The organism is Pedobacter boryungensis, assembly GCF_013204825.1.
Taxonomy (GTDB): Bacteria; Bacteroidota; Bacteroidia; order Sphingobacteriales; family Sphingobacteriaceae; genus Pedobacter; species Pedobacter boryungensis.
Genome location: NZ_JABMKV010000002.1, coordinates 811,973 through 836,811, shown reverse-complemented (window position 1 = coordinate 836,811; position 24,839 = coordinate 811,973). Strand labels below are relative to the sequence as shown.

The following is a 24,839-nucleotide window of genomic DNA, read 5'->3' as shown; positions in this document are numbered from 1 at the left end:
ACTTACAGTCATAGGGATTATCGAATAATAAGAAGAACTAGATGGAAAAAAGATGGGCTCAGATAGACCAATGTGATGTAGAAACGTGTAAAACACTTGCCCAAGAGTTAAATATAGACTACTCTTTAGCTCAATTATTAGTTCAAAGAGGCATTTCGAATTTTGAGGATGCTCGTTACTTTTTTAGACCTACACTTACGCAGTTACATGATCCTTTTTTAATGAAGGATATGGAAAAAGCTATTGTAAGAATTACATCGGCTTTGCAAAATAATGAAAGGATATTAGTTTATGGTGATTATGATGTAGATGGAACTACTTCAGTTGCGTTAACTTACAGTTTCTTTAGTCAGTTTACTAGTGAAATTGCATACTATATTCCCGACAGGCATTTAGAGGGTTATGGGATTTCTACTAGAGGTATTGATTTTGCTAAAGAGAACGGTTTTACGTTAATTATTGCTTTAGATTGCGGGATTAGATCAGTTGATAAAATTGCCTATGCAAATTCTTTGGGTGTTGATTTTATTATTTGCGATCACCATTTACCAGGAGAAGAATTGCCAAATGCAATTGCCGTACTGGATCCCAAACGAGCTGATTGCGATTATCCTTTTAAAGAATTATCTGGCTGTGGAATTGGTTTTAAATTGGCACAAGCCTATTCTCAAGCAAACGATTTACCCGACCAAAATTATGAGCAATATTTAGATTTATGCATGGTAAGTATTGCTGCAGATATTGTTCCCATTGTTGATGAAAATAGGGTAATGGCTCATTATGGATTGATAAAATTAAATGAAAATCCTTGCTGTGGTTTAAAAGCTTTAATGCAAATTGCTGGTAAAAACGATAGCTATTCTATTACAGATGTTGTATTTTTATTAGCACCACGAATTAATGCTGCAGGCCGTATGGGCGATGCAAAAGACGCTGTGAAGGTTTTACTAAGTGATGAGACTGTATTGGCTGATGAGCAAAGTCTATTTATCAATTCGCAAAATACAGAACGCAAATCTTTTGATCAGAATATTACCTTAGAAGCACTAGCAATTATTGAAGAAAGCGAATTGTTGATCAATAGAAAGACTACTGTAGTTTATCAGCAGAACTGGAATAAGGGTGTAATTGGTATTGTTGCATCTCGTTTAACCGAAAAATATTACCGACCAACTATTGTATTAACAGAATCTAATGGCAACTATACAGGTTCTGCCCGTTCTGTTGTAGGTTACGATTTATATGAGGCATTGCTTTCTTGTAGTGATTTATTAGAACAATTTGGTGGTCATAAGTATGCTGCTGGCTTAACCATTAAACCTGAAAACTTAATTCCATTCTCTGAAAAATTTGAAAGTGTAGTTGCCTCGACAATTAGTCCTAATCTGCTCATTCCTGAAATAAAAATTGACTGCGAAATTAATTTAAACCAAATTGACGCTAAATATTATCGCATATTAAGTCAGATGGCACCATTTGGGCCTCAAAATATGTCTCCAGTATTTGTAAGCAAAGGCGTTAATCTGGTTGGTCCAGCGCAAATTGTTGGCACAAATCATTTAAAGTTGAGCATAAAACAACAAAATTCAGCTATTTTTGAAGGCATCGCTTTTGGTTTAGGAGAATTTGAAGCTAAATTAGAACCGAATAAAACCTTTTCTGTATGTTATACAATTGAAGAAAATGTTTGGAAAGATAAAAAGCGCTTGCAGCTAAATATAAAAGGAATAAAGATAGAAGGTTGAAAGTTAAAAGTTGTGAATTAAAAGACTAAAGCAGCCAAAAAACTAACTACCCCAAAAACTAAAATATAAATGATTTTAAGAGCCGAAAATCTAGTTAAAAAATATAAGCAACGTACAGTTGTAAACCATGTATCTTTTGAAGTAAGTCAGGGAGAGATCGTAGGTTTATTAGGACCGAATGGTGCTGGAAAAACGACTTCTTTTTACATGATTGTTGGTTTAATTAAACCAAATGAAGGCACTATTTTACTTGAGGGTTTAGATATTACGAAAGACCCAATGTACCGAAGAGCGCAAAAAGGAATTGGTTATTTGGCACAAGAAGCTAGTGTATTTAGGAAATTAACGGTTGAAGACAATATTATGGCCATTTTAGAGATGACCAGTCTAAATAAAGAAGAAAGACACGAAAAACTAGAAGAATTAATTAACGAATTTAGTTTACATAAAGTAAGAAAAAATCGTGGCGATTTACTTTCTGGAGGCGAACGTCGTAGAACGGAAATTGCTCGTGCTTTGGCGGCCAACCCTAACTTCATTTTATTGGATGAGCCTTTTGCAGGAGTTGATCCAATTGCTGTTGAAGAAATACAAACGATTGTAGCCAAATTGAAGAAAAAGAACATAGGAATCCTGATTACAGATCATAATGTGCAAGAAACATTATCTATTACAGATAGAGCTTATTTGCTTTTTGAAGGAAAGATTTTAGAATCTGGCACACCCGAAGTACTAGCCGCTAATGAAATGGTTCGGAAAGTATATTTAGGCTCAAATTTTGTACTGCGTAGAAAAAATTTATAATCTTAGGATCTCACATGGCAATTGTAAATTCTATTTTTACGTGGTATATGAAAAAGCGCATTCACCAGATTGAGCTTTTTAAAAAGTATCCATTAGATGTACAAGAAGAGTGGTTACACACTTTAATTTCTAGCGCTCAAAATACAGAATGGGGTAAGTTATACGATTATAAATCTATTCTAACGATTGGTCAGTTTAAGGAACGTGTACCTATCCAAAATTATGACACTTTAAAACCTTACATCGAGCGCATGCTCAAAGGTGAACAAAATATCCTCTGGCCATCAGAGATTAAATGGTTTGCTAAGTCATCTGGCACTACTAGCGATAGAAGCAAATTTATTCCAGTATCTGAAGAAGCGCTAGAAGAATGTCATTACAAAGGCGGAAAAGATATGATTTCCATCTACTGTAATAATCGCCCAAATACTCAAATGTTTACAGGTAAAGGCTTAGTTTTAGGAGGAAGTCATCAAATTAATCAGCTTTGCGAAGATATCCATTATGGAGATTTATCGGCTGTGCTCATAAAAAATTTACCGATGTGGGCAGAGTATTATAGAACGCCTGATATTTCTATTGCGTTAATGGATAATTACGAAGATAAAATGGATAAAATGGCCGAAGCCACCATTAAAGAAAACGTAACTAGCATTTCTGGTGTACCAACATGGACAATCGTTTTAGCAAAAAAAGTATTAGAATTAACTGGCAAAAAGAATCTATTAGAAGTTTGGCCAAACCTAGAACTCTATTTTCATGGTGCAGTAAATTTTACTCCTTATCGTGAACAGTTTAAAGAGTTAATTCCTTCTAAGGATATGTATTATTTGGAAACGTATAATGCTTCTGAAGGTTTTTTCGGCATACAAGATCAGGATGATTCTGAAGAACTATTACTTATGCTCGATTATGGTATATTTTATGAATTTCTTCCTTTAGAAAATATTGAAGACGAAAACCCAAAAACCTTAACATTAGAACAAGTAGAACTCCATAAAAACTACGCTATTATTATTACTACCAATGCAGGTTTATGGCGATATTTAATTGGAGATACTATACAATTTACTTCTATCTCTCCTTTCAGAATTAAAATTACAGGTCGTACAAAACACTTTATTAATGCATTTGGTGAAGAAGTAATTATTGACAATGCAGAAAATGCACTAACGAAAGCTTGCAATGAAACTGGAGCAAAAGTTAAAGATTATACAGCTTGTCCTATTTATTTTAATGGCGAAGATGTTGGTGGTCACGAATGGATTATTGAATTTGAAACACAACCTAGAGATTTCGAAAAGTTTATAGACATTTTAGATCAAACATTACGTGAAGTAAATTCAGATTATGACGCAAAACGCTTTAAAGACATGGCATTGCGTCGCCCAAAAGTACATAATGCTCCTACAGATACTTTTTACAAATGGCTTAAGGCAGTTGGGAAATTAGGTGGCCAACACAAAGTTCCTCGCTTAGCAAATGAGCGCAAGTATGTAGATGAAATATTAAAAATGCTTTAATTAGGTATGCTTATTGTAGCTATAATACAAAAGAATAGCTATGGATTTAAATAAACTCACCAGCAGGTTTAATATCTTAAAAAAAAGTGCAAAACAAATTCTATTAGATAAAAATAGTACGCTTAAAAAAGTACAAGAAGGTTTAAAAAAAGCCAATAAGCATAAAGGAACTTTAACAAATATCTGGGATCAGTTAGTTTTACTGTTTGAGGTTGCAAAAGCTTATGCGAATGGAAGTTATACGACTATTCCAAAAAGATCAATCATTGCAATTGTTGCCTGTTTATTGTATTTCATTTCGCCATTAGATCTTATTCCAGATTTTATTACGGGGTTGGGGTTTGTGGATGATGCGCTTATTTTAAGTTTTGTGTATAAACAAGTTGCTAAAGATTTGGAAAAATATTTAAGTTGGAAAGCAGCTCAACGTAAAATCATTAATATTTAAGCTATTCAATGTTTTAGTTTAAGTTTTCTTATTTGGAATTAAAGTTTTTTTAGCTAAATTTAAGTAGCTAATAAACAAACAATTATGAAAACTGTACAGCAAATTCTTAATACCAAACCTGTTCAAATTTATAGTGTGCTTCCTACAACTTCAGTTTTAGATGCGCTAAAAATAATGACAGATAAAAATATTAGTGCATTATTGATCATGGAAGACGTTACCTTGTTAGGTATTTTTACAGAACGAGATTATGCGAGGAAAATTATTTTACATGGCAAATCCTCAAAAGATACATTGATTAACGATGCAATGACTACTGCTCCAATTACAGTAAATCCTGCCGATAGCATAGAGCTGTGCATGCAAATAATGACGGATAAACACATTAGGCATTTACCCGTTATTGAAGCAGAAAAAGTAGCTGGAATGGTTTCTATTGGTGACGTAGTAAAATTTATTATCGCCGATCAAAAACAGACCATTTCTCAATTAGAAAGCTACATTAATAGCTAATTTTTGTTAGTTATTTTGTTTTTAAGGGTCAATACCTAAAAACTAATTATCTAAATAACAAACCAACTAGTCTTTCCATCTCCACTCGCCAGCAATTTTAAGTGGTTCTTTTAAATTCTGACTTTCTAAAAATGCTTCTAAATCTTTTTCATTCTGTTTGCTAACAGGAATTTTTGGCGTATTTGCTAAAGCGTAAGTAAGCATAGCTGAATAACGCACAGTATTTTTTAACTCTTGCTCGTCAACTAATTTAAACACATCTCCATCAGAATGATAATAAGGACCAGAATTATTTGGTAATCTGCCTCCTGCCCCACCGCCAGTTGGTATTCCTTCCAACATAAACGGCTGATGATCGCTATGTAAACCAGCACCAGCTTGAAATAAGTTTTTAAAATTTGTATCAATCTGAGCTACCTCAGCACCCCAGCTTTTAAACAATGGCTCCATTTCTTTTCTCGAAGTTGAAAACCCTTTTGGATCATTGGTCATATCATAGTTCAACATAAAGCTAACTTTATCTAAAGAACCATTTTGCTTAGCTTGTGCAATGTAAGCCTTTGAACCTAGCAAACCTTGCTCTTCGCCCATAAATAAAACAAACTCAACTGTTCTTTTGGTTTTAAGATTTAACTTCTTAAATGTACGAGCCATATCAATTACAGAAAAAGATCCAATTCCATTATCAATAGCGCCTGTAGCTAAATCCCAACTATCTAAGTGACCACCAACAACAATTTTTTCGTTAGGCAATTCATTTCCTTTAAAAGTAGCAACTACATTACGAGCTTTAATCACTCCTGAAAAATTAGTCATTTCAATTGAAGCTATTTGATTAACAGTTTTCAATTTTTCCTTTAGTGCCATTCCATTCTCCAAGCCAATACATACTGCAGGAATGGGAATTAATTTACCAGTTACCGAAGCTGTACCTGTTAATAAAACTCCATCCTTTACTGTATTAATGATAATCACACCAACTGCACCATATTTTGTTGCAATAGCTGTTTTCTCAGAACGATGAAGTGAAGCAGTTCCCTTTGGAGATCCAGGTAATACCCCTAAGTAGATTAAAGCAATTTTACCTTTCACTTTATCTCCTAAAGATTGATAATCTGCTTCCAACCCATTGCCCACATCAATAATATCCGAAGTCACTTTTGCAGATACTGGTGAATGCGCTAATGTTACAGCCTTCATTGGTAATAACTCATTAGCAGAATTGCCTATTTTAACAGCAAGTGTTCTTCTATCCCAACTTTCTACCTCAAAAGGTTGATATTTAACATCACATCCATAAGATTTCAATAAATTATAAGCATATTCTTCAGCTTTTGCGCCATTTGCAGAACCTGTTAAACGATGACCAATAGTTATTGAAGCATCCTTTAACGTGCTATAAGCTTTTGAATTATTTTGTACTTCGGTATTAATCTGTTTAAAAACAGGTTCGAAATTATCCTGCGCACTTGCGGATAAACATAAGCTTGTTAGTGCTACTAAAAAGAAATTCTTCATCAATCTAATTTTTTGATGAAATTAAGGTTTTTAAGTGGAAGATAAAGTATTGCTTATAAAATTTTAGAATTAAAAAAGGGCCCAGCGTTTTTCATTGCCAGACCCTATCCTCTCTACTTGTTAATCAGGAAACTCCTTTCCTAAAATCTTAATATCTATTCAGCTAAAGGTTCAGTTTGGCATAACTGGCTATAACTGCATTTAATTGTAAAAATTCGAAATTGTAATGATTTAGAATTAACATTTCAAAAGTACTTAGTCTATTTTCTTTAAAAAATCGTCTTTTGAGGGATGGCATATGAAGACAATCATTACTGATTATATATCAATATTTGAGGAATTAATTTAAAAGAAACAAGATATAGGGTGTTTTTCCTTCAATCTTAAAAATTACTGGATAATGCAAAACAAAAAAACTCACCTAAATAGATGAGTTTAAAAATTTATAAATTCGTTTTGAATAAATTAATCAGCATGAACTCGTTTCCGTTTTGGAAAAACTAATGAAGCAACTACACTTGCTGTTAAAATAAAGAGTATGATTAATAAAGAATGTTCGGTAGTAAAGCCCCAAGCTTTTAAATAATCGTGAGCAAGCATTTTTATACCAATAAACGTTAATAGCACTGCTAAACCAGTTTTAAGATAATGGAATTTATGAATAATATTGATCAATAAAAAGAACATTGATCTTAAGCCCATAATAGCAAAGATATTGGAGAAGAACACGATATAAGCATCTTTAGTCACCGCAAAAATTGCAGGTATCGAGTCTACTGCAAAGATTAGATCTGTAAATTCAACAATTAATAGCACTAAAAATAAAGGTGTTAATAATGTTTTTCCATTTATTTTATGGAAGAAATTATTTCCTTCATAACGTGGATGAATTGAAAAAAATCTCGAAGCAAATTTAACTACTGGATGTTTTTCAGTATCAATCTTATCATCGCCCTCTTTCGAAAAAAACATCCGTATACCCGTAAATATTAAGAATGCTCCAAATACATATAATATCCAAGAGAATTTAGTAATTAAGGCTGCACCTACAAAAATGAAGATGAAACGCATTACGATTGCTCCCAAAATACCCCAAAATAAAACACGGTGATAATATTTTTCAGGAACTGCAAAGGCTGAAAAAATAAGTACAATTACAAATATATTATCAACAGAAAGTGCATACTCAATTACATAACCCGTTAAAAACTCTATACCCAGATTTTGCTTATATATTTTCAAGCTCTCTTCAAAGTTTCCAGGTATTAATGTAATCTGATGCTGATGTGCTTTTACAATTTGCTCCAGCTTTGCATAATTATGAATGCCATGTAGCTCTTGCCCTTCTAAAATCAATAAAAAGTAAAAACCCAATGCCAGCATTACCATGATAAAACTCATGATACCTGCTTGCTTTAAGCTAATGATATGATCTTTTTTACTGAATAAGCCTAAGTCTAAAGCTAGAATCAGCACTATGAAGACTAAGAAACCACCAATGAATAATAATTCGTTCGACATTATTTTTTACGTTCCGTTGTATACCTTACTAATTGTTCTAAACCTGTTCTTGCATCACTTTCCTCAAATTGATATAAAATATCAAAAGCTTCTTGCTGGTAGGTTAACATTTTTTCATTCGCATAATGCACACCATCCTTACTATTTACAAAATCAATTACCTCTTGTATCTTTTTAGGATCATCTTGGTGGTTCTTAACCAAGTTTATTATTCTTTTGCGTTCTGCCTTTTCGGCTCTATTTAAAGCATAAATTAAAGGTAGTGTAACTTTCTTTTCTTTAATATCAATCCCTAAAGGTTTACCTACATCATCCGTACCAAAATCAAATGTATCATCTTTAATTTGAAAAGCAATTCCAACTTTCTCTCCAAACAAGCGCATTTTTTCAATCGTTTCTGCATCAGCACCTGCAGATGCAGCGCCACACGCACAACATGATGCAATTAAGGAAGCTGTTTTTTGACGAATAACCTCAAAATACAATTCTTCACTAATATCCATTCGTCTAACTTTTTCGATCTGCAGCAATTCACCCTCGCTCATTTGCTGTACTGCTTCTGATACAATTTTCAACAAAGCAAACTCACTATTGTTTACAGAAAGCAACAAACCCTTTGCTAATAAATAATCGCCTACCAAAACCGCGATCTTATTTTTCCAAAGTGCATTAATAGAGAAAAATCCACGCCGTTCATAAGCATTGTCAACTACATCATCATGCACCAAAGTTGCAGTATGTAAAAGCTCTACTAATGCAGCGCCGCGATGAGTAGATTCTAAAATTCCACCGCAAAGTTTCGCAGCAAAAAACACAAACATAGGTCGCATTTGTTTGCCTTTTCTTTTTACAATGTAATGTGTAATTCTATTTAATAGCGGCGCCTCACTGTGCATAGAATCTTTGAACTTTGCTTCAAATGCATCAATCTCTGCGGCTATAGGTAGTTTTATCTGATTTATTCCTGGCATTCAGCTAAAAATGTGTCTGCAAACTTACTTAAATTCCATTAAAAGCGTATTTTTAATCAAACTATTAACATGAAAATATTCCTAAGTGCACTATTTATCCTTCTAATAACAATAGTCGTTATTTATTTAGTTGGCCCAAAGCCAACTACACCCCTCTACAAGGTTAAACTTCCTATAATTCCCGAGTTGGTGGCACTGCCTACATACGTTGCGTCGCAAGAAGCTAAACACAAAATTAAGCCAGGTAATGAAGCCGAAATTGTTTGGGCAGACAGCACTCGACAACAAACGGAATATGCTATTGTTTATTTACATGGTTTTTCAGCATCTAAACAAGAAGGAAATCCGGCTTATACCTACTTGGCTAAGGCTTTACATGCCAACTTATATTTAGCTCGTTTAGCAGATCATGGAATTGATACCGTTGCACCCATGCAGTATTTTACAGCAGATCGCCTTTGGGAGACAGGCAAGGAAGCATATGCTATTGGCAAAAAATTAGGTAAAAAAGTAATACTGGTAGGTACATCTACTGGTGGAAGTTTGGCCTTACAGCTAGCCGCAACCTATCCAGAAATAAATAGTTTAGTATTGATGTCGCCAAATATTGCAATAAATGACAACAAAGCTTGGCTCTTAAATAATCCATGGGGGTTACAAATTGCTCGTAAAGTAACTGGAGGAAATGAACGAACGGTAGATGGTAGAAGTCCAGAATATAAAAAATACTGGTATACTCATTATCGTCTTGAATCTGTAGTTCAACTAGAAGAAATGCTAGAAAGTAGCATGACTACATCGCTATTCAAAAAAGTAAAACAACCTGTGTTGCTTCTTTATTACTATAAAAACGATGCTGAGCAAGATCCTGTTGTAAAAGTAGATGCCATGCTAAAAATGTTTGATGAATTAGGAACGCCTGTAAGGGATAAACAAAAAATTGCTATTCCAAATGCTGGCAACCATGTGATCGGTTCTTCAATTACTTCAAAAGATATAGAAGGTGTAGAACATGCAATGGATGATTTTATAAAAGCAAGAAAATCAACACACTAAGTTAGACTTTATGTAAAACGCTATACTCCAATTTCTCCAAAATATTTTGCAAATCTAGATTTAGATTGTTAACTTCATGTAGCTTAAAAGGAGGTTTGTCATGAATGTTATCCAAAAAGTTGAGCACTGGGGTGATGCCCATCACGCAAAATGGCTAGATATAGTTAGAATTGTATTAGGCCTGATCATATTTAGTAAAGGTATTGCGCTCATCAGCGATACGGGCGCCCAGCAAGAAATCTTAATTAACAATAGCATTTTTGGTTTTTCAGGAATGATGGCAAGTGTTGCTATTCACATTGTGGCCTTTGCACATTTAGTAGGCGGCATTTTAATTATTATTGGTTTAGTAACACGCTTTGCAGTAGTTATTCAAATTCCAATTTTAATTTGTGCTATTGTATTTGTAAACATTGCTAACGGATTTTCTGCTCTGAACTCCGAGTTATGGTTATCACTAATTGTATTGTGTCTACTCATTTTATTTTGGATAGTTGGTTCTGGCCCGCTCTCAGTAGACCATCAGATTAAGAATAAAAGATAACTTACTCTTATCTTAACACATACACTCCTAGGTTTAATACACTTAGCTTATCTATATGCAATAAAATTGAAGTACTTTTCTTTTGTCACATAGATTTTATTTCATTCATGATTTATTTTCAGGATAACTGATTACCTTTCGGTTCTAGAAAACAAGCATGAATCTATCAGGTTTTGATAGATTCATCACAACTGAAAACAAATTTATACCGATGAAAAAAATCTTTCTTTTTGTATTAACACTCTTATCACTGAGCGCATTTTCTCAAACCCAAACCGATACCTATTTTAAGTTAACTCGTGCGGCTTTTAAAGAAAAAAATGCATACGAAACTACTTCGTTTGTCGAAAAATATTTTCGTATACCTGGCAATACTGGTTTTAATGCAAGTATCCACCGTGTGGAAGAAATATTAAAAAAAGCTGGCTATATAGAAGAAAAAGCAAATGAGTTTGAAGCTCCATTAACCTACCGCATAGAAAAACGCCCAATGAAACGTAGTACTTGGGAACCAGTAAATGCAAGTGTAAGCATAGTTGGCGAAAATCAACCACTTATTGCGTTTCAAACCAACCGCAATATGATCCCTATAAATTGTCCATCAACTCCTGCTGGCGGTGTAACTGCAGAAGTGATTTTTGTAGGCAAAGGAGCAGCTGCTGATTTAGAAGGAAAAGACCTAAAAGGAAAAATCTTATTTGCTGATGCAGCTGCAGGAAGATTAATTAATACTGCTGCAAAAGCTGGTGCAATTGGCGTAATGGGCTATTCTGTACCTAAATATAATCAGCCAGAAAAATATCAAACCTCCATCTCATTTGGCAGTATGCCAGCGAATGCGGGTGTGTGGTCTTTGCTTTTATCATATGGTGTTAAAGAAAAACTAAAAGCCGCTTGCTTAAAGGGCGCTGTAACTTTAAAAGTTAATATTGAAACTAAAATTTATGAATCTGATGAATTAACCATCGTTGCAAACGTAAAAGGTAGCGTAAAACCAAATGAACGTTTTGTATACAGCGCACACGTACAAGAACCTGGTGCAAATGATAATGCTACTGGTGTAGGAACTTTAGCAGAAATGGCTCGTGTAACTGCAAATTTGGTTAAAAGTGGTCAGTTAAAACCACAACGCACCTTAACTTTTTTATGGGGCGATGAAATTGTATCGACAAGAAGATACATTACTGATGATAAAGAACGTGCTACCGGAATTTTATGGGGAATGAGCTTAGATATGGTTGGCGAGGATACTAAAAAAACTGGCGGTTCTTTTTTAATCGAGAAAATGCCTGATCCTTCTGCAATTTGGACTCGTGGAGCTGATAAACACACTGAATGGGGAGCAGGTGATGTGAAAGAAAAAGATCTTTTCCCTCATTATTACAACGATTTTATTTTCGATATCTGTAAAACTCAAGGTAAGTTTGCTAACTGGACAGTAAACTTTAATCCGTTTGAAGGTGGGAGCGATCATACTCCTTTTTTACAGAATAAAATACCAGGTTTATTAATGTGGCATTTTACAGATGTATTTTACCATACAGATAACGACAGGATTGATAAAGTATCTGCCACTACGATGAAAAATGTTGGTGTTAGTGCCTTAACAGCTGCTTATACATTAGTTACTGCAAATGAAAATACAGCAAGCACTACAGTTAATCAAGTTAAACATGATGCATTAACACGATTAAAAACAGAATTCGAATTAAGTAAAAAAGCAATCGCTGAAGGCAAGTCTGCTGCTGACGAAAAACACATTATAGAAGTTTGGGGCAAGTGGTATACAGATGCTTTAGCAACAATTGGAACAATGCCTGTTGATGCAAAAACCACACGAGTGGGTTCTTCTATCAAAGTAGCGACTTTAGCAGTAGAGAAACAGGTTCAAGCTTATTTAGATGAATTAAAATAATGAAATTAGCAGTAGCTTTTGTTCTTACAATAGGTCTATTTTTAATAGGAAGACCGATAACTGAATATCAAGCTACTTTTGTTAAAGAAGCAATTAAAAATAAATTCTTCAAAATTGCAGTCATCAGCGACTTAAATTCTGGATACGGTTCTACCGTGTATCATCCTGACGTTGCTGCTGCACTTAAGGCAATTGATAGCATTAAACCTGATCTAATTCTATGTGCAGGAGATATGGTAGCTGGACAAAAAGCTTCCTTAACTGAACAGAATTTAACTGATATGTGGCAGAGTTTTGGGGCAAATGTATTCTCGCCCATCAAAGCAATGAAAGTTCCTTTTGCCTTTACAGTTGGAAATCACGATGCATCAGCAAATTTCAAAAAAGATAGAGCAGCTACTCAAAAGTTTTGGAATGATCATCAAGAGGAGTTAGGTTTAAACTTTATTGACAAAGAGAACTTCCCATTTTATTATAGTTATACCAAAAACGATGTCTTCTTCATCAGTTGGGATGCAGCTAGTTCTACTATTCAGGCTGAAGTGTACAAATGGATGGAAAAGCAATTAAGTTCAGAAAAAGCGAAAAAAGCAAAATTAAGAATACTGCTGGGGCATTTACCTATTTATGCCATTGTAGATAGCAAGAATAAACCAGGTGAAGTTTTAGCATCCACAAAAGAAACGGTAGATTTCTTTAAAAGGAACAATGTAAACTTATACGTCAGTGGACACCAACATGCTTATTATCCAGCCAGGGATGGTAGCTTACGTTTATTAAATACAGGTTGCATTGGTGAAGGCCCTCGAAAACTTATTGGCGATTCGACTTTAGCAACCAGAGCTTATACAATTATTGAGATTCCAATTAAATCATATAAAGATTTCACCTACCGAACTTTTATACCGAACAAAAATATTGAAATGAAATTATCTGAACTTCCCGATTCCATAATTGGATTTAATGGAATTTCTAAAAGGGAAAGAAATTAAGCTTGTTGCATTCATATGAGACTTTCTGTGCTACGTATTGTTAACTTAGCATAAAAGCAAATACTATGAATTTTCATACGCGTAAATGGATAAAACCCGAAGATCTAAATCCTAATGGAGGATTATTTGGTGGTAGTTTATTAAAATGGATTGATGAAGAAGCTGCTATATATGCAATTGTTCAGTTAGAGAATCCAAGAGTAGTCACTAAGTACATGTCTGAAATTAACTTTGTAAGTTCTGGCAAACTTGGCGATATTATTGAATTAGGAATAACTGCTACATCTTTTGGAAATACATCCATCACCATGTGTTGCGAAGTGCGAAATAAAATTACCAGAAAAAGCATTTTAACTATAGATAAAATTGTTTTTGTAAACATTAACGATTACGGTGAACCAACTCCACATGGCAAAACAAAAATTAAATATATCGAAGAGCAGTTTGAGCAAGAAGGAAAATAGTGAATAATGGTTTGTTGAGCTTAGTTTTTTGAAGTATTTCAAACAAATTTAACCAAAAGTCTAAGCATTGATCACCTTTTCCATTTCTATTAAACTAATTGCAGATACTTTTGGATCACCAAACCTACCTTCTATTTCATCAAATGCTATGGAATTTCCAGTAGCTATATAACCATGGCGGCTGTACCAAGCTATTAATTCAACTCGGGTGCTAATAACAGAAATAATAATTTTAGCACAATTATTTTGAAGAGCGTGATCTTCTGCAGCCATTAAGAGTGCCTTACCTATACCATTACCTTGAGTGACAGGTGATACGGCAAACATACCAAGGTACAATCCTTGTAATTTCACTTCTAAGCAAACTGAACCTAATATCTTATTATTCAAATCACTTATTTTCAGTATTGTTACTTTTGGTTGAGTAAGCAATAGTGTCAATGCAGCTTCATCTACGCGAATGCCATCTAGTATTTCAGCTTCAGTTGTCCAGCCTTTTTTAGACTCCTCACCACGATAGGCCGAGTTAATAAGTCTTTCTAGTTCTTTAACATCCTCAAGCTTTGCACTACTTATATTCATCTGAGTAATTTAAGCGGCAAAAATAAGTAATTGATTGAAACTTACAACTTCATAGTTACTGTAAACAGCTCACTAAAGCTATCTAAAATATACTATTTAGCTTTTAACTGCTCTTCCAAAAGTGCAGGGTCTAAATCAAATGCATTTACAACAAGTTTAGCTTGGGTATAATAATAATCTCGTTCTGCTAACTTCATTTGAATAAAAGACAATAACTGCTCGTCATCCATACCTTTTAGCAATGGCCTCTTCTCTCTGTTATGAAGTCTAGATACCAATTGAGGTGGTGTCATGTGTAAATAAACAGTTTTACCATTCGCATTCATCCACTCCATATTATCAAAAAAGCAAGGTAAACCTCCTCCTGTTGCAACAACGCATGTTTCTGGATAAGGAAAGGATTTTAATGTTTCACTTTCTAACACTCTAAAAGCAGCTTCGCCATTTTTAGCAAAATAATCAGCAATGGATTTACCTTCCTTCTCCACAATTTCAGCATCTAAGTCTATTACTGAGCAATTTAATCTATTTGCTAGCTGTTTTGCTTTGGTACTTTTACCGCAGCCCATAAAGCCCACCAAAAAAACAATCATATTTGGTTCGTTCTTTTTAACATAATGTAATCAGTGATTGGTGGAGTATAACCACTCACTCTTAACATGGTTGATATTTGCGCTCTGTGATAGGTAGAATGATTACAGATATGCAGCAAAATATCTTCTACTTTGTTCGTAAATTCATCACCCGCACCATTTTTATAGGTGATATCTTTTTCAAGGGAAACATGTTGAAGTATGTCTTCAGCTAGTTTTAAATTATGCTCACTAATAGCTTGGAAATCCTCTACACTTTTTATTTCCCATACGCCAAAATCTGGTGTTTGGTTTAAAACTCTCTTTAGCCAAATGTGTTGGGCTGTTAAAACATGACTAAATAACTTGTTTGCTTCTGGAAGGGCCACTTTAATTAAGTCCGCTATTAAAATCGCATCGGCTTTAGCAGTATAATTTAACATCTTTTTTAGTAACATATTACGCTAATTTAACCCTTGGATCTACCCATGCATACAGCAAATCGACCAATATATTTACCACTACAAATACAAAAGCAATAAATAAAATAGAACCCATTACTACTGGAAAATCCGACATCTCTAACGCCGTAACTGTTGTTCGACCTAAACCATTGTAGCCAAAAATATATTCTACAAAGAATGACCCTGCCAATAAAGAGGCAAACCATCCTGAAATCGCAGTAATTACAGGATTTAATGCATTTTTCAAAGCGTGTTTGTATATAATCGCGTTGCGACCTAGACCCTTTGCTCTTGCGGTACGAATATAATCTTGCGCTAATACATCCAACATCGCACTGCGGGTTAGTTGCACAATGATAGCTAGCGGGCGCAAACCCAAAGTAATCATTGGTAACCACAGGTTTTTCCATGAAATAACTTCTCCTTTAAAAGGATCATAACTGTATAAGCTGCCACTCATATTTAAACCTGTATAATCTGCTAATACAAATCCAAATAGCCAAGCAATAATAATCCCTGCGAAAAAAGAAGGTGCAGAAATACCTAATATTGCAAAAGAGTTCGCCGCATTATCAATCCACGTACCTTGATGAACAGCAGAAACAACGCCTAATAAAACCCCAATTATAGTAGCAAATATCATTGCAGTTAAAGCCAACACAAAAGTATTAGGTACAGTTTCCGAAAGTATAGTAGTTACATCTCTCTTAGTTTGATATGATCTGCGCAAATAAGGAACTTTTAATACGATGACATCTTTACCTACACTAAATAACTTTTGGAAATGATATTTTTCTTGATTTTCAGTTGTGTTTGGATGAATGCTAATTGGTGATAAATCATTCACATACAAAAAGAATTGAACAGGTTTTGAACGATCTAAGCCAAACTCTTTACGCACTGCCTCTAACGACTGCACATCAGATCGTTGACCCATCGTCATTCTGGCCGGATCTCCTGGCAAAATGTTAAATAGCACAAAAACCACTAAAATAACTCCTGCCATTACTGCCAAGCCATATAACAATTTTCTAATCGCGTAAGCTCCCATTTATTTTGTAAAGTATTTTTCAGATAATTCGTTAAACGATGGCAAACTGTGATAATGCCATTTACCGACAATCACGCCATTCTTTAATAATAGTACACCCGGATTTGCCCTTACCATACTTTTTAAAGGAACAGCATCAGCATAGAAAACTTCCATAAAAAGTTTCATCTTTTTGCTAAACGCGTCTGCATCTTTTGCCGAATTAGAAGTTAACAAAACGGTTCTAATATTAAACTGATCTGCAGCGTTTAAGGCTAATGCATTCGTTTCAGCAATGGCATGCTCATTGGTATTTTTTAAATCGTAGGCAACCACAACTAAATTATAATAAGGATTTTCTATCAATTCTTTGGTATAATCCGTTCCCGAAGCATCTGCTATCAGCAAATCTTTAATTTTTACATCATACCCTTTTTTAACCAATTTCTTTTCTGGGTTACCAACTACTTCCCAATTATTATCTTTCCAAACCTCCAACTTTAAATAATCTTTGTCGCTCAAGGTTTTAGTTTCGCCAGTTGCTTTATTTTTAAGCTGATACATAATTAGAAATTCATCAGGAGTTGCTCCATCAGGAATTTTCATAGATTCAGGAATGCTCGAACCTATTTTATAGGGCAAGAAATCTAAAATTGGCAAAAAGTTATAAGTAAACAATCCAAAAAGCAAGGATGCAATTAACACTATGGATGCTAATCTCTTTTGCCAAGCCAAATTGGTGGTAATAGGTTCTATTTTATTGCGGTGAATGAATAAATAGACGATCATCACCAATAGGATTAAATCTTTTGTAAAAGATTGCCAAGGTGTAAGTGGAATAGCATCGCCGAAGCAGCCGCAAGAGGTAACCACTTTAAATGCTGCCGAAACAAACGTGAGAAAAGTGAAGAAAATAATGAGTGCCAATAAGCCCTTAGTTACTTGATTACGCCAAAAACCAAATAAGAGAAGTGCACCTAAAACAATTTCTAAAACGCATAAAATGATAGCTATCCCCGTAGCCCAATTGCTTAAAAAATTCAGATGAAAAACTTCAAAGTATTCTTGTAGTTTATAACCAAAGCCAAGTGGATCATTTGCTTTGATTAAGCCAGAAAAGATGAATAAAACTCCAACAAACCAACGAGAAAAGTTTAATGCTATTTTCGACATAGTATAATGCTAATTGGCTAATATTATTTTACTCCTAATTTTATCAATGCAAAAACAGCGTAATTCAACATATCTTGATAATTTGCTTTTACACCTTCGGAAGCTACAGTTTGACCTAAATTATCTTCAATTTGTTTAACCCTTAATATTTTCATCAGAATTAAATCAGTTAACGAACTAATTCGCATATCTCTCCAAGCCTCTCCATAATCGTGGTTTTTGGCAAACATTAAGTCTTTAGTTTCATTCACACGTTTATCGAATAAACTTTCAACCTCTTGCACCTCCATTTCGTTAGGATCGTTTTCGCTTAATTCTAGTTGTAGCATTGCAATTACACAGTAATTTACAATACCAATATATTCAGAAGTAATGTCCTCTCCTACTTTCGATACTTTCTTTTCTTCTAAAGTACGAATACGCTGTGCCTTGATAAAAATTTGGTCGGTTATAGACGCTGCTCTAAGGATACGCCACGCTGTGCCATAATCTTTTGTCTTCTTTAAAAAAAGCGATTTACATACCGCTATAACGTTGTCGTACTCTTGTGATGTGTTTACTGCCAAAACAATTAAAATATTTAGTTTAAAGCTATCATAATACCTATTTTTGTATTAAATGATGGCTAAAGATACATTTTTAAACCGAAAAGTAATACTAAATAGCAAAGGCAAACTGATAGATTTAAGTAGCCCAGCTGTGATGGCCATCTTAAATTTAACTCCCGATTCATTTTACGCCAACAGCAGAATTAAAGGTGTTGATGATGCTTTAAAAACAACAGAAAAATTTTTAAACGAAGGTGCTAAGTTCATAGACATCGGAGCATATTCTTCCAGACCTGGCGCTGTAGATATCTCAATTGATGAAGAGTTAAATCGACTTGTCCCAGTAGTTGAGGCAATTACAAAAGAATTTCCAGATGTTTTTGTTTCTATTGATACTTTTAGAGCTAAAGTAGCTGAAGAATCTATTTTAGCTGGCGCACATATCATTAATGATATTTCGGCTGGGAATTTAGATGAAAAAATGTTCCAAACAGTAGCAAAATTACAAGTGCCTTATGTGATGATGCACATGAAAGGTACGCCGCAAAACATGCAAGAAAACCCCACTTACCATAACCTAGTTGAAGAAGTAAGCACTTATTTCTCAGAGAAATTAGCAGTTTTAAGCAATTTGGGCGTGAAAGATATCATTATCGATCCAGGTTTTGGATTTGCAAAAACGATAAGCCATAATTACGAGCTTTTGCAAAATATGGAACGACTAAATTCTTTTGAATTGCCAATTTTAGTAGGTTTTTCTAGAAAATCTATGGTGACAAAAGTGTTAAACAATAAATCTGTTGATGCGTTAAACGGAACCACAGTTTTAAATACATCAGCTTTGCTTAAGGGAGCTAAGATTTTAAGAGTTCACGATGTTAAAGAAGCAATAGAGTGCATCACTTTAATCGAAAGAATAAAAAACCCTTAATAATTTTAGATTTTTAGCTTTTATAGTTTGCTCTTTGTTGATGGAGAGGCTTAAAATAACTAACTTGTGCTCAATGAAAAGCCTTGACTTTGACTTTCTTAAAATTACTTGGGTTGATGGGATAGATATTGTCCTAGTGGCTATCTTGATCTATTACATTTACAGCCTAATACGAAATACATTAGCGGTGAATTTGCTGTTAGGCATGTTCATTATTCTTATTTTTTATTATGTGGTAAAAGGCCTGCACATGAATTTGTTGTCGGCTATTATTAATAAATTCATGAGCGTGGGTATTATGGCGCTTATTGTTATTTTTCAACCAGAAATTCGAAGATTCTTACTACATATTGGTAAAAACACCTTTCTTCAAAAAAACAAAGCCTGGTGGGGTTATTTGTTTGGCAGTAAAAACCTAGAACGGGATAATTTAATCCGAATTAAACCCATTATTGATGCTTGCAAAAGCATGAAAAAAACACGTACAGGCGCATTAATTGTATTTGTTAAGTTTTACGATAATGAACTTTTCACCAATAGCTGTGAAATTATCGATTCAAAAATATCTAAACGTTTATTAGAAAGTATATTTCAAAAACATAGTCCACTACATGACGGCGCTGTCGTGATTGCCGAAAATAAAATTAAAAGTGCAAGTTGTATTTTGCCGTTAACTGATAATGATAAATTACCTCCTCAATTTGGCTTGCGTCACAGAGCTGGTATTGGCGTATCTGAAACAGCTGATGCCGTTGCGGTTATTGTGTCAGAAGAAACGGGTGAAATTGCCTACGCCAAACAAGGTCGTGTTCGCATGAACGTTTCTTTTGGCGAATTAGAAAAGTTACTCAATAAAGATTTTTAAGAAAACATGAATTTCCTTTAACAGAAAAGAGCAAGAAATCAGACAGTTGTCCTTATTCTTGCTCCTTAATTTTTTTATCTTCTTAAACTAGCAATATTGCTCAAATGCACCAATTAAGCTGTCAGCTATCATTTGTGCAGGGCGACCTTCAATTTGATGACGCTCTATCATATGTACCAATTTACCATCCTTAAATAATGCCATTGCAGGCGATGAAGGTGGAAAAGGCATCATGTAAGATCTTGCTCTATCAACCGCATCTTTTTCCATACCCGCAAAAACGGTTACTAGTTTACTAGGGTGTTTTTCATTAGAAGCTGCAATTTTTGCTGCTGGACGAGCATTTGCTGCCGCACAACCACATACAGAGTTTACAACCACAAAAACAGTTCCTTCGCCTTTAATTGCGCTATCTACTTCTTCTGCTGTTTTTAATTCTTCAAAACCTACATTAGTCAACTCAGCACGCATAGGTTCTACTAAATATTCTGGATACATTCTTTTCTCTTTTTATTAATAATATGCAAAGATAACAAATATGATGCGCTAAAAATTAGTACAACATAAAATAACAATTTGCTGACTTACAGACAACAAAAAAGCAACTTGCATATTATCACAAGTTGCTTTTTTTTGTTGAATTGGAAATACTATTGCATACCCTTCATCATTTCTTGTAATTTTTGAGGATCACTCAATATGCCTGTACCAAACATAATGATGATCACTGCGAAATATAATAAAGAAAGAATGTTTAAAATTAAACCAATGATGGCACAAACTCTACCAGCATTCAAATTTTTATAAGAGCTTAAAGTATATAAAGCTGGATTCATTTCGTAAAGCGTTCTATCTTTTTTACTCAACACCAATGCAATAATTGCAGGTATTAATCCAAGTATACCGTAGCAGCAGCAAAATACGATGGAAAGGATCCCCAATACTAAAACAACAGTTGAATTAGGCAAAGTTTGTTGCATTCCGTAACCAAAACCTCCATTTTGTGGCGGAAAAGGATTTTGATTACTTGGTTGCGGATTAGGTTGAGGTTGTGGGGTTTCTTGTGGTTCTAATTGTTCTTCAGACATAGTGTTAGATTAATTGATGAGTAAATATTTTATAAATATAATTGATTACAATAATTAAAGTGATACCAATATAAAGCATTTTAATAAAAATCGCTCCGTTTTTGAAATCAAATTTTAAATGGAAAATAGTATAAATAAATAAGGTGATGATAGGTATTGTAGCTGGATAAAGCTTAAAAGAGGCTATCAAATTACCCTGAAATAATTCTAAAATTGAACGTTGTATACCACAACCTGGGCAATCTATACCTAAAGTTTGTTTAAATGGACACGACAATAAATGATTTTGCAACCAATTTATAACGCCCTTACTTTCGCTTAAAAAAAATAATGCAATAAGTATAATCGTTCCCTTCATCTACTGATAAAAATATCATTTTTTACCTAGTTACAAAAATACTTTAATAAGGAGGTTTGAAATAATTGCTACTTGCTGTCATATAAGCATATATAGCATACACTTTAGCTTAAATTACATCAAAATATATTTTCTAAATCATGAACTTTATTTTTCAATTTATTACATTTAAAATTCAAATCAAATAAACACAAATGAATGAAAAATAACTTATTAGACACGAAGGATTACATTGTATTTCTAATTTACTTCGTAATCGTAGCCGCGTATGGTTTGTACATCTACAATAAGAAAAAATCTGCCTCTGGGGGTTCAAAAGACTATTTTCTTGCCGAAGGTTCTTTAACATGGTGGGCAATTGGTGCATCTTTAATTGCCTCTAACATTTCTGCCGAACAAATGATTGGCATGAGTGGTTCGGGTTTTAAACTTGGCCTGGCTATTTCTGCTTACGAATGGATGGCTGCAGCGACTTTAATAATTGTAGCCGTTTTCTTCATGCCTGTCTACTTAAAGAACAAAATTTTTACAATGCCTCAATTCCTGAGTCAAAGGTACAATTCTAAAGTAGCTATGATTATGGCTGTTTTTTGGCTAATGCTTTATATTGTTGTAAACTTAATGTCTATTTTATACTTAGGAGCCTTAGCCATTAGTGGAATATCAGGACTAAGCATTACTGTCTGCATTTTGGCCTTAGCTATTTTTGCCATTTTCATTACGCTTGGCGGGATGAAAGTAATTGGTTACACAGATGTAATACAAGTATTTTTCTTAGTTCTTGGAGGATTGGTAGCAACCTATATTGCTTTAAATCTTATTTCGGGAGGAAAAGGGATCTTAAGTGGCTTCTCTATGTTGAAAGATGGTGCATCAGAACACTTCCATTTAATCTTTAAAAAAGACAATCCTAACTATATAGATTTACCTGGGTTAAGTGTATTAATTGGAGGGATGTGGATTGCAAACTTAAGTTATTGGGGCTGTAACCAGTACATTACCCAACGTGCTTTAGGAGCATCGTTACCTACTGCTAGAGCAGGATTATTATTTGCGGCGTTTTTAAAAATGTTAATGCCTGTAATAGTTGTTTTACCAGGTATTGCCGTTTATTATATCATTAAAAATGATGTTGGGGTAATTAACTCTGGCGATTTATTAACCTCTTCAGGTGTACAAGATCCAAACAAAGCTTATCCAGCGTTATTAACTTTGTTACCAGCAGGTTTAAAAGGTTTATCTTTTGCAGCACTTACTGCAGCTATTGTAGCTTCGTTAGCAGGTAAAGCAAATAGCATTGCTACCATTTTTACTTTAGATATTTATAAAAAAGCTTTCGAACCTCAGGCATCAGAAACTAGATTAGTTAATGTAGGTAAAATAGCAGTTATCGTATCTATGTTGCTCGCTGTTCTATTATCATTTATAGTTGGTGATGCTTTAATGGGAGAAGGAAAACAAGGATTCCAATATATTCAAGAGTATACAGGTTTTGTATCTCCTGGTATTTTCGCCATGTTTATTTTTGGTTTCTTTTGGAAAAAAACCACTTCAAATGCAGCTCTATTTGCAACCATTGGAGGTTTCCTAATCTCTGTCTTCTTAAAGTTCACGCCAAATATGTTCGATTTATCACCGTTATATAACTTTGGTTGGGCGGTTAAAAACGGCGCAGGTGTTTTCGAAATTCCTTTTATGGATAGAATGCTGATCGTTTTTGCATTTTGTGCCATTGGTATGTACATCATTAGCGTATACGAAAATAAAAAAGGAGTTACGCCTAACAGTTTAGAGATAGATACTAAAATGTTTAAAACCACTACTGGCTTTGCAGTTGGAGCAGTTTTAATTATAGGTTTATTAGTTGCGCTTTATACTGCTTTCTATTAAGCATACCATTTAATAAAAAAGCCTCTCGGGAAACTGAGAGGCTTTTTTATTTTGCATTAATGAGGATAGCATTAAACATCCTATCTTTATCTTGTAATCTATAACAATGCAATCCACCGTTTTACAGCCAAAGAAAATAATTCTACCCATAATAGTCATCGCACAATTCTTTTGCACTTCACTATGGTTTGCTGGTAATGCCATTATCAACGACTTGGTTAAACAGTTGCATTTTCCCTCTTCTTATTTAGCTCATCTCACTAGTGCCGTTCAATTTGGTTTTATTATAGGCACTTTAGTTTTTGCACTGCTAAGTATTTCAGATCGTTTTTCTCCTTCTAAAATTTTCTTTACTTGTGCCATCATCGCAGCCATAATCAACCTTTGCATCAATTTTGATGGTCTAAGCGTTACTCAATTAATGAGCCTCAGGTTTATTACAGGATTTTTCCTTGCTGGTATTTACCCAGTGGGAATGAAAATAGCAGCAGACCATTTTCAAAAAGGCCTAGGAAAATCTTTAGGCTTTTTAGTTGGAGCTTTAGTTTTAGGGACTGCTTTTCCTCATCTCTTAAAAAGCATAAACAGTATTCCTTGGCATTCCATTGTGTTGTGTACTTCTCTGCTTGCAATACTTGGAGGTTTTGCAATACGAATTTTGGTTCCTGATGGGCCATTTAGAGCTGTTGGTCAAAAACTGAGTTTAAACTCATTTATAAAAGGTTTTGGAGAAAGAAAATTTAGAGCTGTTACCTTTGGATATTTTGGACACATGTGGGAACTTTATGCTTTTTGGGTATTTGTTCCTGCTATTTTGCTAGCCTATAACCATCAACACCCCAATCATACATTTAATGTTCCGCTTTTCTCTTTTTTAATTATTGCAGTGGGAGGTATTGCCTGTGTAATTGGAGGAATGATTTCGAATAAATTTGGTGTAAAGAAAGTTGCTACGGTTTCTTTAGGTTTATCTTGCCTTTGTTGTTTAGCCTCTCCATTATTTGTTTTAAACAGTTCTGCAATCGTTTTTATAGTATTTATGTTTATATGGGGTATGGTGGTAATTGCAGACTCTCCCTTATTCTCTACCTTAGTCGCACAAAATGCAGTCGCCGAGTATAAAGGCTCTTCTTTAACCATTGTTAACTGCATCGGCTTTGCCATTACAATCATTAGCATCCAACTCATTGATGTTTTAAAAACGGAGAGCAATGCACAATACATTTATATGTTATTAGCCTTAGGCCCAATTTTAGGTTTAATTACATTGAGAAAAAACGATTAATTATTGTTTAACTTTAACTGACTATTCAAAACTTTATCT

The 24,839-nt window shown here is 34.2% G+C and carries 26 protein-coding genes; 14 read left to right on the top strand and 12 right to left on the bottom strand.

Annotated features, from left to right (window positions below; translation table 11 throughout):
- Positions 1 to 41: 41 nt before the first annotated feature.
- The 5 genes from recJ (at position 42) to HQN85_RS10245 (ending at position 5,033) form a co-directional block, all read left to right on the top strand.
- On the top strand, positions 42 to 1,745 hold the full coding sequence (recJ, locus tag HQN85_RS10265) for a single-stranded-DNA-specific exonuclease RecJ (protein WP_173271838.1): 1,704 nt from the start codon (positions 42 to 44) through the stop codon (positions 1,743 to 1,745).
- A gap of 69 nt (positions 1,746 to 1,814) precedes the next feature.
- Positions 1,815 to 2,549, top strand: a complete 735-nt coding sequence (gene lptB, locus HQN85_RS10260; protein WP_173271837.1) for an LPS export ABC transporter ATP-binding protein — start codon at positions 1,815 to 1,817, stop codon at positions 2,547 to 2,549.
- 14 nt (positions 2,550 to 2,563) lie between these two features.
- A complete protein-coding gene (locus tag HQN85_RS10255; RefSeq protein WP_173271835.1) occupies positions 2,564 to 4,072 on the top strand; it encodes a GH3 auxin-responsive promoter family protein in 1,509 nt (502 codons plus the stop codon).
- Positions 4,073 to 4,112: 40 nt separating this feature from the next.
- The gene (locus tag HQN85_RS10250; protein ID WP_173271833.1) at positions 4,113 to 4,520 is read left to right on the top strand and encodes a YkvA family protein; all 408 of its coding nucleotides are present in this window, start codon (positions 4,113 to 4,115) and stop codon (positions 4,518 to 4,520) included.
- Positions 4,521 to 4,604: 84 nt separating this feature from the next.
- A complete protein-coding gene (locus HQN85_RS10245; protein WP_173271831.1) occupies positions 4,605 to 5,033 on the top strand; it encodes a CBS domain-containing protein in 429 nt (142 codons plus the stop codon).
- 66 nt (positions 5,034 to 5,099) lie between these two features.
- On the opposite strand, the gene HQN85_RS10240 is transcribed toward HQN85_RS10245, so the two are convergent.
- The 3 genes from HQN85_RS10240 to HQN85_RS10230 form a co-directional block, all read right to left on the bottom strand.
- Positions 5,100 to 6,551: a M28 family peptidase gene (locus HQN85_RS10240; RefSeq protein ID WP_173271829.1), complete on the bottom strand. Its 1,452-nt coding sequence runs from the start codon at positions 6,549 to 6,551 to the stop codon at positions 5,100 to 5,102.
- Between the two features lie 465 nt (positions 6,552 to 7,016).
- Complete coding sequence (locus HQN85_RS10235) at positions 7,017 to 8,072, bottom strand: TerC/Alx family metal homeostasis membrane protein (protein WP_173271827.1); 1,056 nt, start codon at positions 8,070 to 8,072, stop codon at positions 7,017 to 7,019.
- Positions 8,072 to 9,043 carry a polyprenyl synthetase family protein gene (locus HQN85_RS10230; RefSeq protein WP_173271825.1) on the bottom strand — a complete coding sequence of 324 codons (972 nt, stop codon included), beginning with the start codon at positions 9,041 to 9,043 and terminating at the stop codon, positions 8,072 to 8,074. Before HQN85_RS10230 ends, HQN85_RS10235 begins: the two co-directional genes overlap by 1 nt.
- A 69-nt stretch (positions 9,044 to 9,112) precedes the next feature.
- Here HQN85_RS10230 and HQN85_RS10225 point away from each other — a divergent pair, with 69 nt between their 5' ends.
- The 5 genes from HQN85_RS10225 (at position 9,113) to HQN85_RS10205 (ending at position 14,014) form a co-directional block, all read left to right on the top strand.
- Positions 9,113 to 10,099 carry an alpha/beta hydrolase gene (locus HQN85_RS10225; protein ID WP_173271823.1) on the top strand — a complete coding sequence of 329 codons (987 nt, stop codon included), beginning with the start codon at positions 9,113 to 9,115 and terminating at the stop codon, positions 10,097 to 10,099.
- A 100-nt stretch (positions 10,100 to 10,199) separates the two neighbouring features.
- A complete protein-coding gene (locus HQN85_RS10220) occupies positions 10,200 to 10,643 on the top strand; it encodes a DoxX family protein (protein ID WP_173271821.1) in 444 nt (147 codons plus the stop codon).
- Between the two features lie 211 nt (positions 10,644 to 10,854).
- Entirely contained in the window at positions 10,855 to 12,558 is a 1,704-nt protein-coding gene (locus HQN85_RS10215) for a M28 family peptidase (RefSeq protein ID WP_173271819.1), read from the top strand.
- Entirely contained in the window at positions 12,558 to 13,550 is a 993-nt protein-coding gene (locus HQN85_RS10210) for a metallophosphoesterase family protein (RefSeq protein ID WP_173271817.1), read from the top strand. The genes HQN85_RS10215 and HQN85_RS10210 overlap by 1 nt, the downstream gene beginning before the upstream one ends.
- 65 nt (positions 13,551 to 13,615) lie before the next feature.
- Positions 13,616 to 14,014, top strand: coding sequence for an acyl-CoA thioesterase (locus HQN85_RS10205; protein WP_173271815.1), 399 nt, complete (start codon positions 13,616 to 13,618; stop codon positions 14,012 to 14,014).
- A 60-nt stretch (positions 14,015 to 14,074) separates the two neighbouring features.
- On the opposite strand, the gene HQN85_RS10200 is transcribed toward HQN85_RS10205, so the two are convergent.
- The 6 genes from HQN85_RS10200 to HQN85_RS10175 form a co-directional block, all read right to left on the bottom strand.
- Positions 14,075 to 14,596, bottom strand: a complete 522-nt coding sequence (locus tag HQN85_RS10200) for a GNAT family N-acetyltransferase (RefSeq protein ID WP_173271813.1) — start codon at positions 14,594 to 14,596, stop codon at positions 14,075 to 14,077.
- Between the two features lie 92 nt (positions 14,597 to 14,688).
- A complete protein-coding gene (locus HQN85_RS10195) occupies positions 14,689 to 15,189 on the bottom strand; it encodes a shikimate kinase (protein ID WP_173271811.1) in 501 nt (166 codons plus the stop codon).
- Complete coding sequence (locus HQN85_RS10190; protein ID WP_173271809.1) at positions 15,186 to 15,626, bottom strand: DinB family protein; 441 nt, start codon at positions 15,624 to 15,626, stop codon at positions 15,186 to 15,188. The genes HQN85_RS10195 and HQN85_RS10190 overlap by 4 nt, the downstream gene beginning before the upstream one ends.
- A gap of 1 nt (position 15,627) precedes the next feature.
- Entirely contained in the window at positions 15,628 to 16,683 is a 1,056-nt protein-coding gene (locus tag HQN85_RS10185; protein WP_173271807.1) for an ABC transporter permease, read from the bottom strand.
- Entirely contained in the window at positions 16,684 to 17,835 is a 1,152-nt protein-coding gene (locus HQN85_RS10180) for a BT_3928 family protein (RefSeq protein WP_173271800.1), read from the bottom strand.
- 23 nt (positions 17,836 to 17,858) lie between these two features.
- A complete protein-coding gene (locus tag HQN85_RS10175; RefSeq protein WP_173271797.1) occupies positions 17,859 to 18,401 on the bottom strand; it encodes a DUF1599 domain-containing protein in 543 nt (180 codons plus the stop codon).
- Between the two features lie 55 nt (positions 18,402 to 18,456).
- Between HQN85_RS10175 and folP the strand changes: the two genes are divergently transcribed.
- Positions 18,457 to 19,314, top strand: a complete 858-nt coding sequence (gene folP, locus HQN85_RS10170; RefSeq protein WP_173272581.1) for a dihydropteroate synthase — start codon at positions 18,457 to 18,459, stop codon at positions 19,312 to 19,314.
- 73 nt (positions 19,315 to 19,387) lie between these two features.
- Positions 19,388 to 20,179 carry a diadenylate cyclase CdaA gene (gene cdaA, locus HQN85_RS10165; RefSeq protein ID WP_173271795.1) on the top strand — a complete coding sequence of 264 codons (792 nt, stop codon included), beginning with the start codon at positions 19,388 to 19,390 and terminating at the stop codon, positions 20,177 to 20,179.
- 87 nt (positions 20,180 to 20,266) lie between these two features.
- On the opposite strand, the gene HQN85_RS10160 is transcribed toward cdaA, so the two are convergent.
- The 3 genes from HQN85_RS10160 to HQN85_RS10150 all read right to left on the bottom strand — a co-directional run bounded on the left by HQN85_RS10160 (position 20,267) and on the right by HQN85_RS10150 (position 21,625).
- Complete coding sequence (locus HQN85_RS10160; RefSeq protein ID WP_173271793.1) at positions 20,267 to 20,677, bottom strand: BrxA/BrxB family bacilliredoxin; 411 nt, start codon at positions 20,675 to 20,677, stop codon at positions 20,267 to 20,269.
- Positions 20,678 to 20,829: 152 nt separating this feature from the next.
- On the bottom strand, positions 20,830 to 21,267 hold the full coding sequence (locus tag HQN85_RS10155) for a CCC motif membrane protein (RefSeq protein ID WP_216847260.1): 438 nt from the start codon (positions 21,265 to 21,267) through the stop codon (positions 20,830 to 20,832).
- Positions 21,268 to 21,271: 4 nt separating this feature from the next.
- A complete protein-coding gene (locus tag HQN85_RS10150) occupies positions 21,272 to 21,625 on the bottom strand; it encodes a DUF2752 domain-containing protein (RefSeq protein ID WP_173271791.1) in 354 nt (117 codons plus the stop codon).
- Positions 21,626 to 21,823: 198 nt separating this feature from the next.
- Here HQN85_RS10150 and HQN85_RS10145 point away from each other — a divergent pair, with 198 nt between their 5' ends.
- Together HQN85_RS10145 and HQN85_RS10140 are read left to right on the top strand one after the other, a co-directional pair.
- Complete coding sequence (locus HQN85_RS10145; protein ID WP_173271789.1) at positions 21,824 to 23,515, top strand: sodium/sugar symporter; 1,692 nt, start codon at positions 21,824 to 21,826, stop codon at positions 23,513 to 23,515.
- 106 nt (positions 23,516 to 23,621) lie between these two features.
- On the top strand, positions 23,622 to 24,800 hold the full coding sequence (locus HQN85_RS10140) for an MFS transporter (RefSeq protein WP_173271787.1): 1,179 nt from the start codon (positions 23,622 to 23,624) through the stop codon (positions 24,798 to 24,800).
- Positions 24,801 to 24,839: the final 39 nt, after the last annotated feature.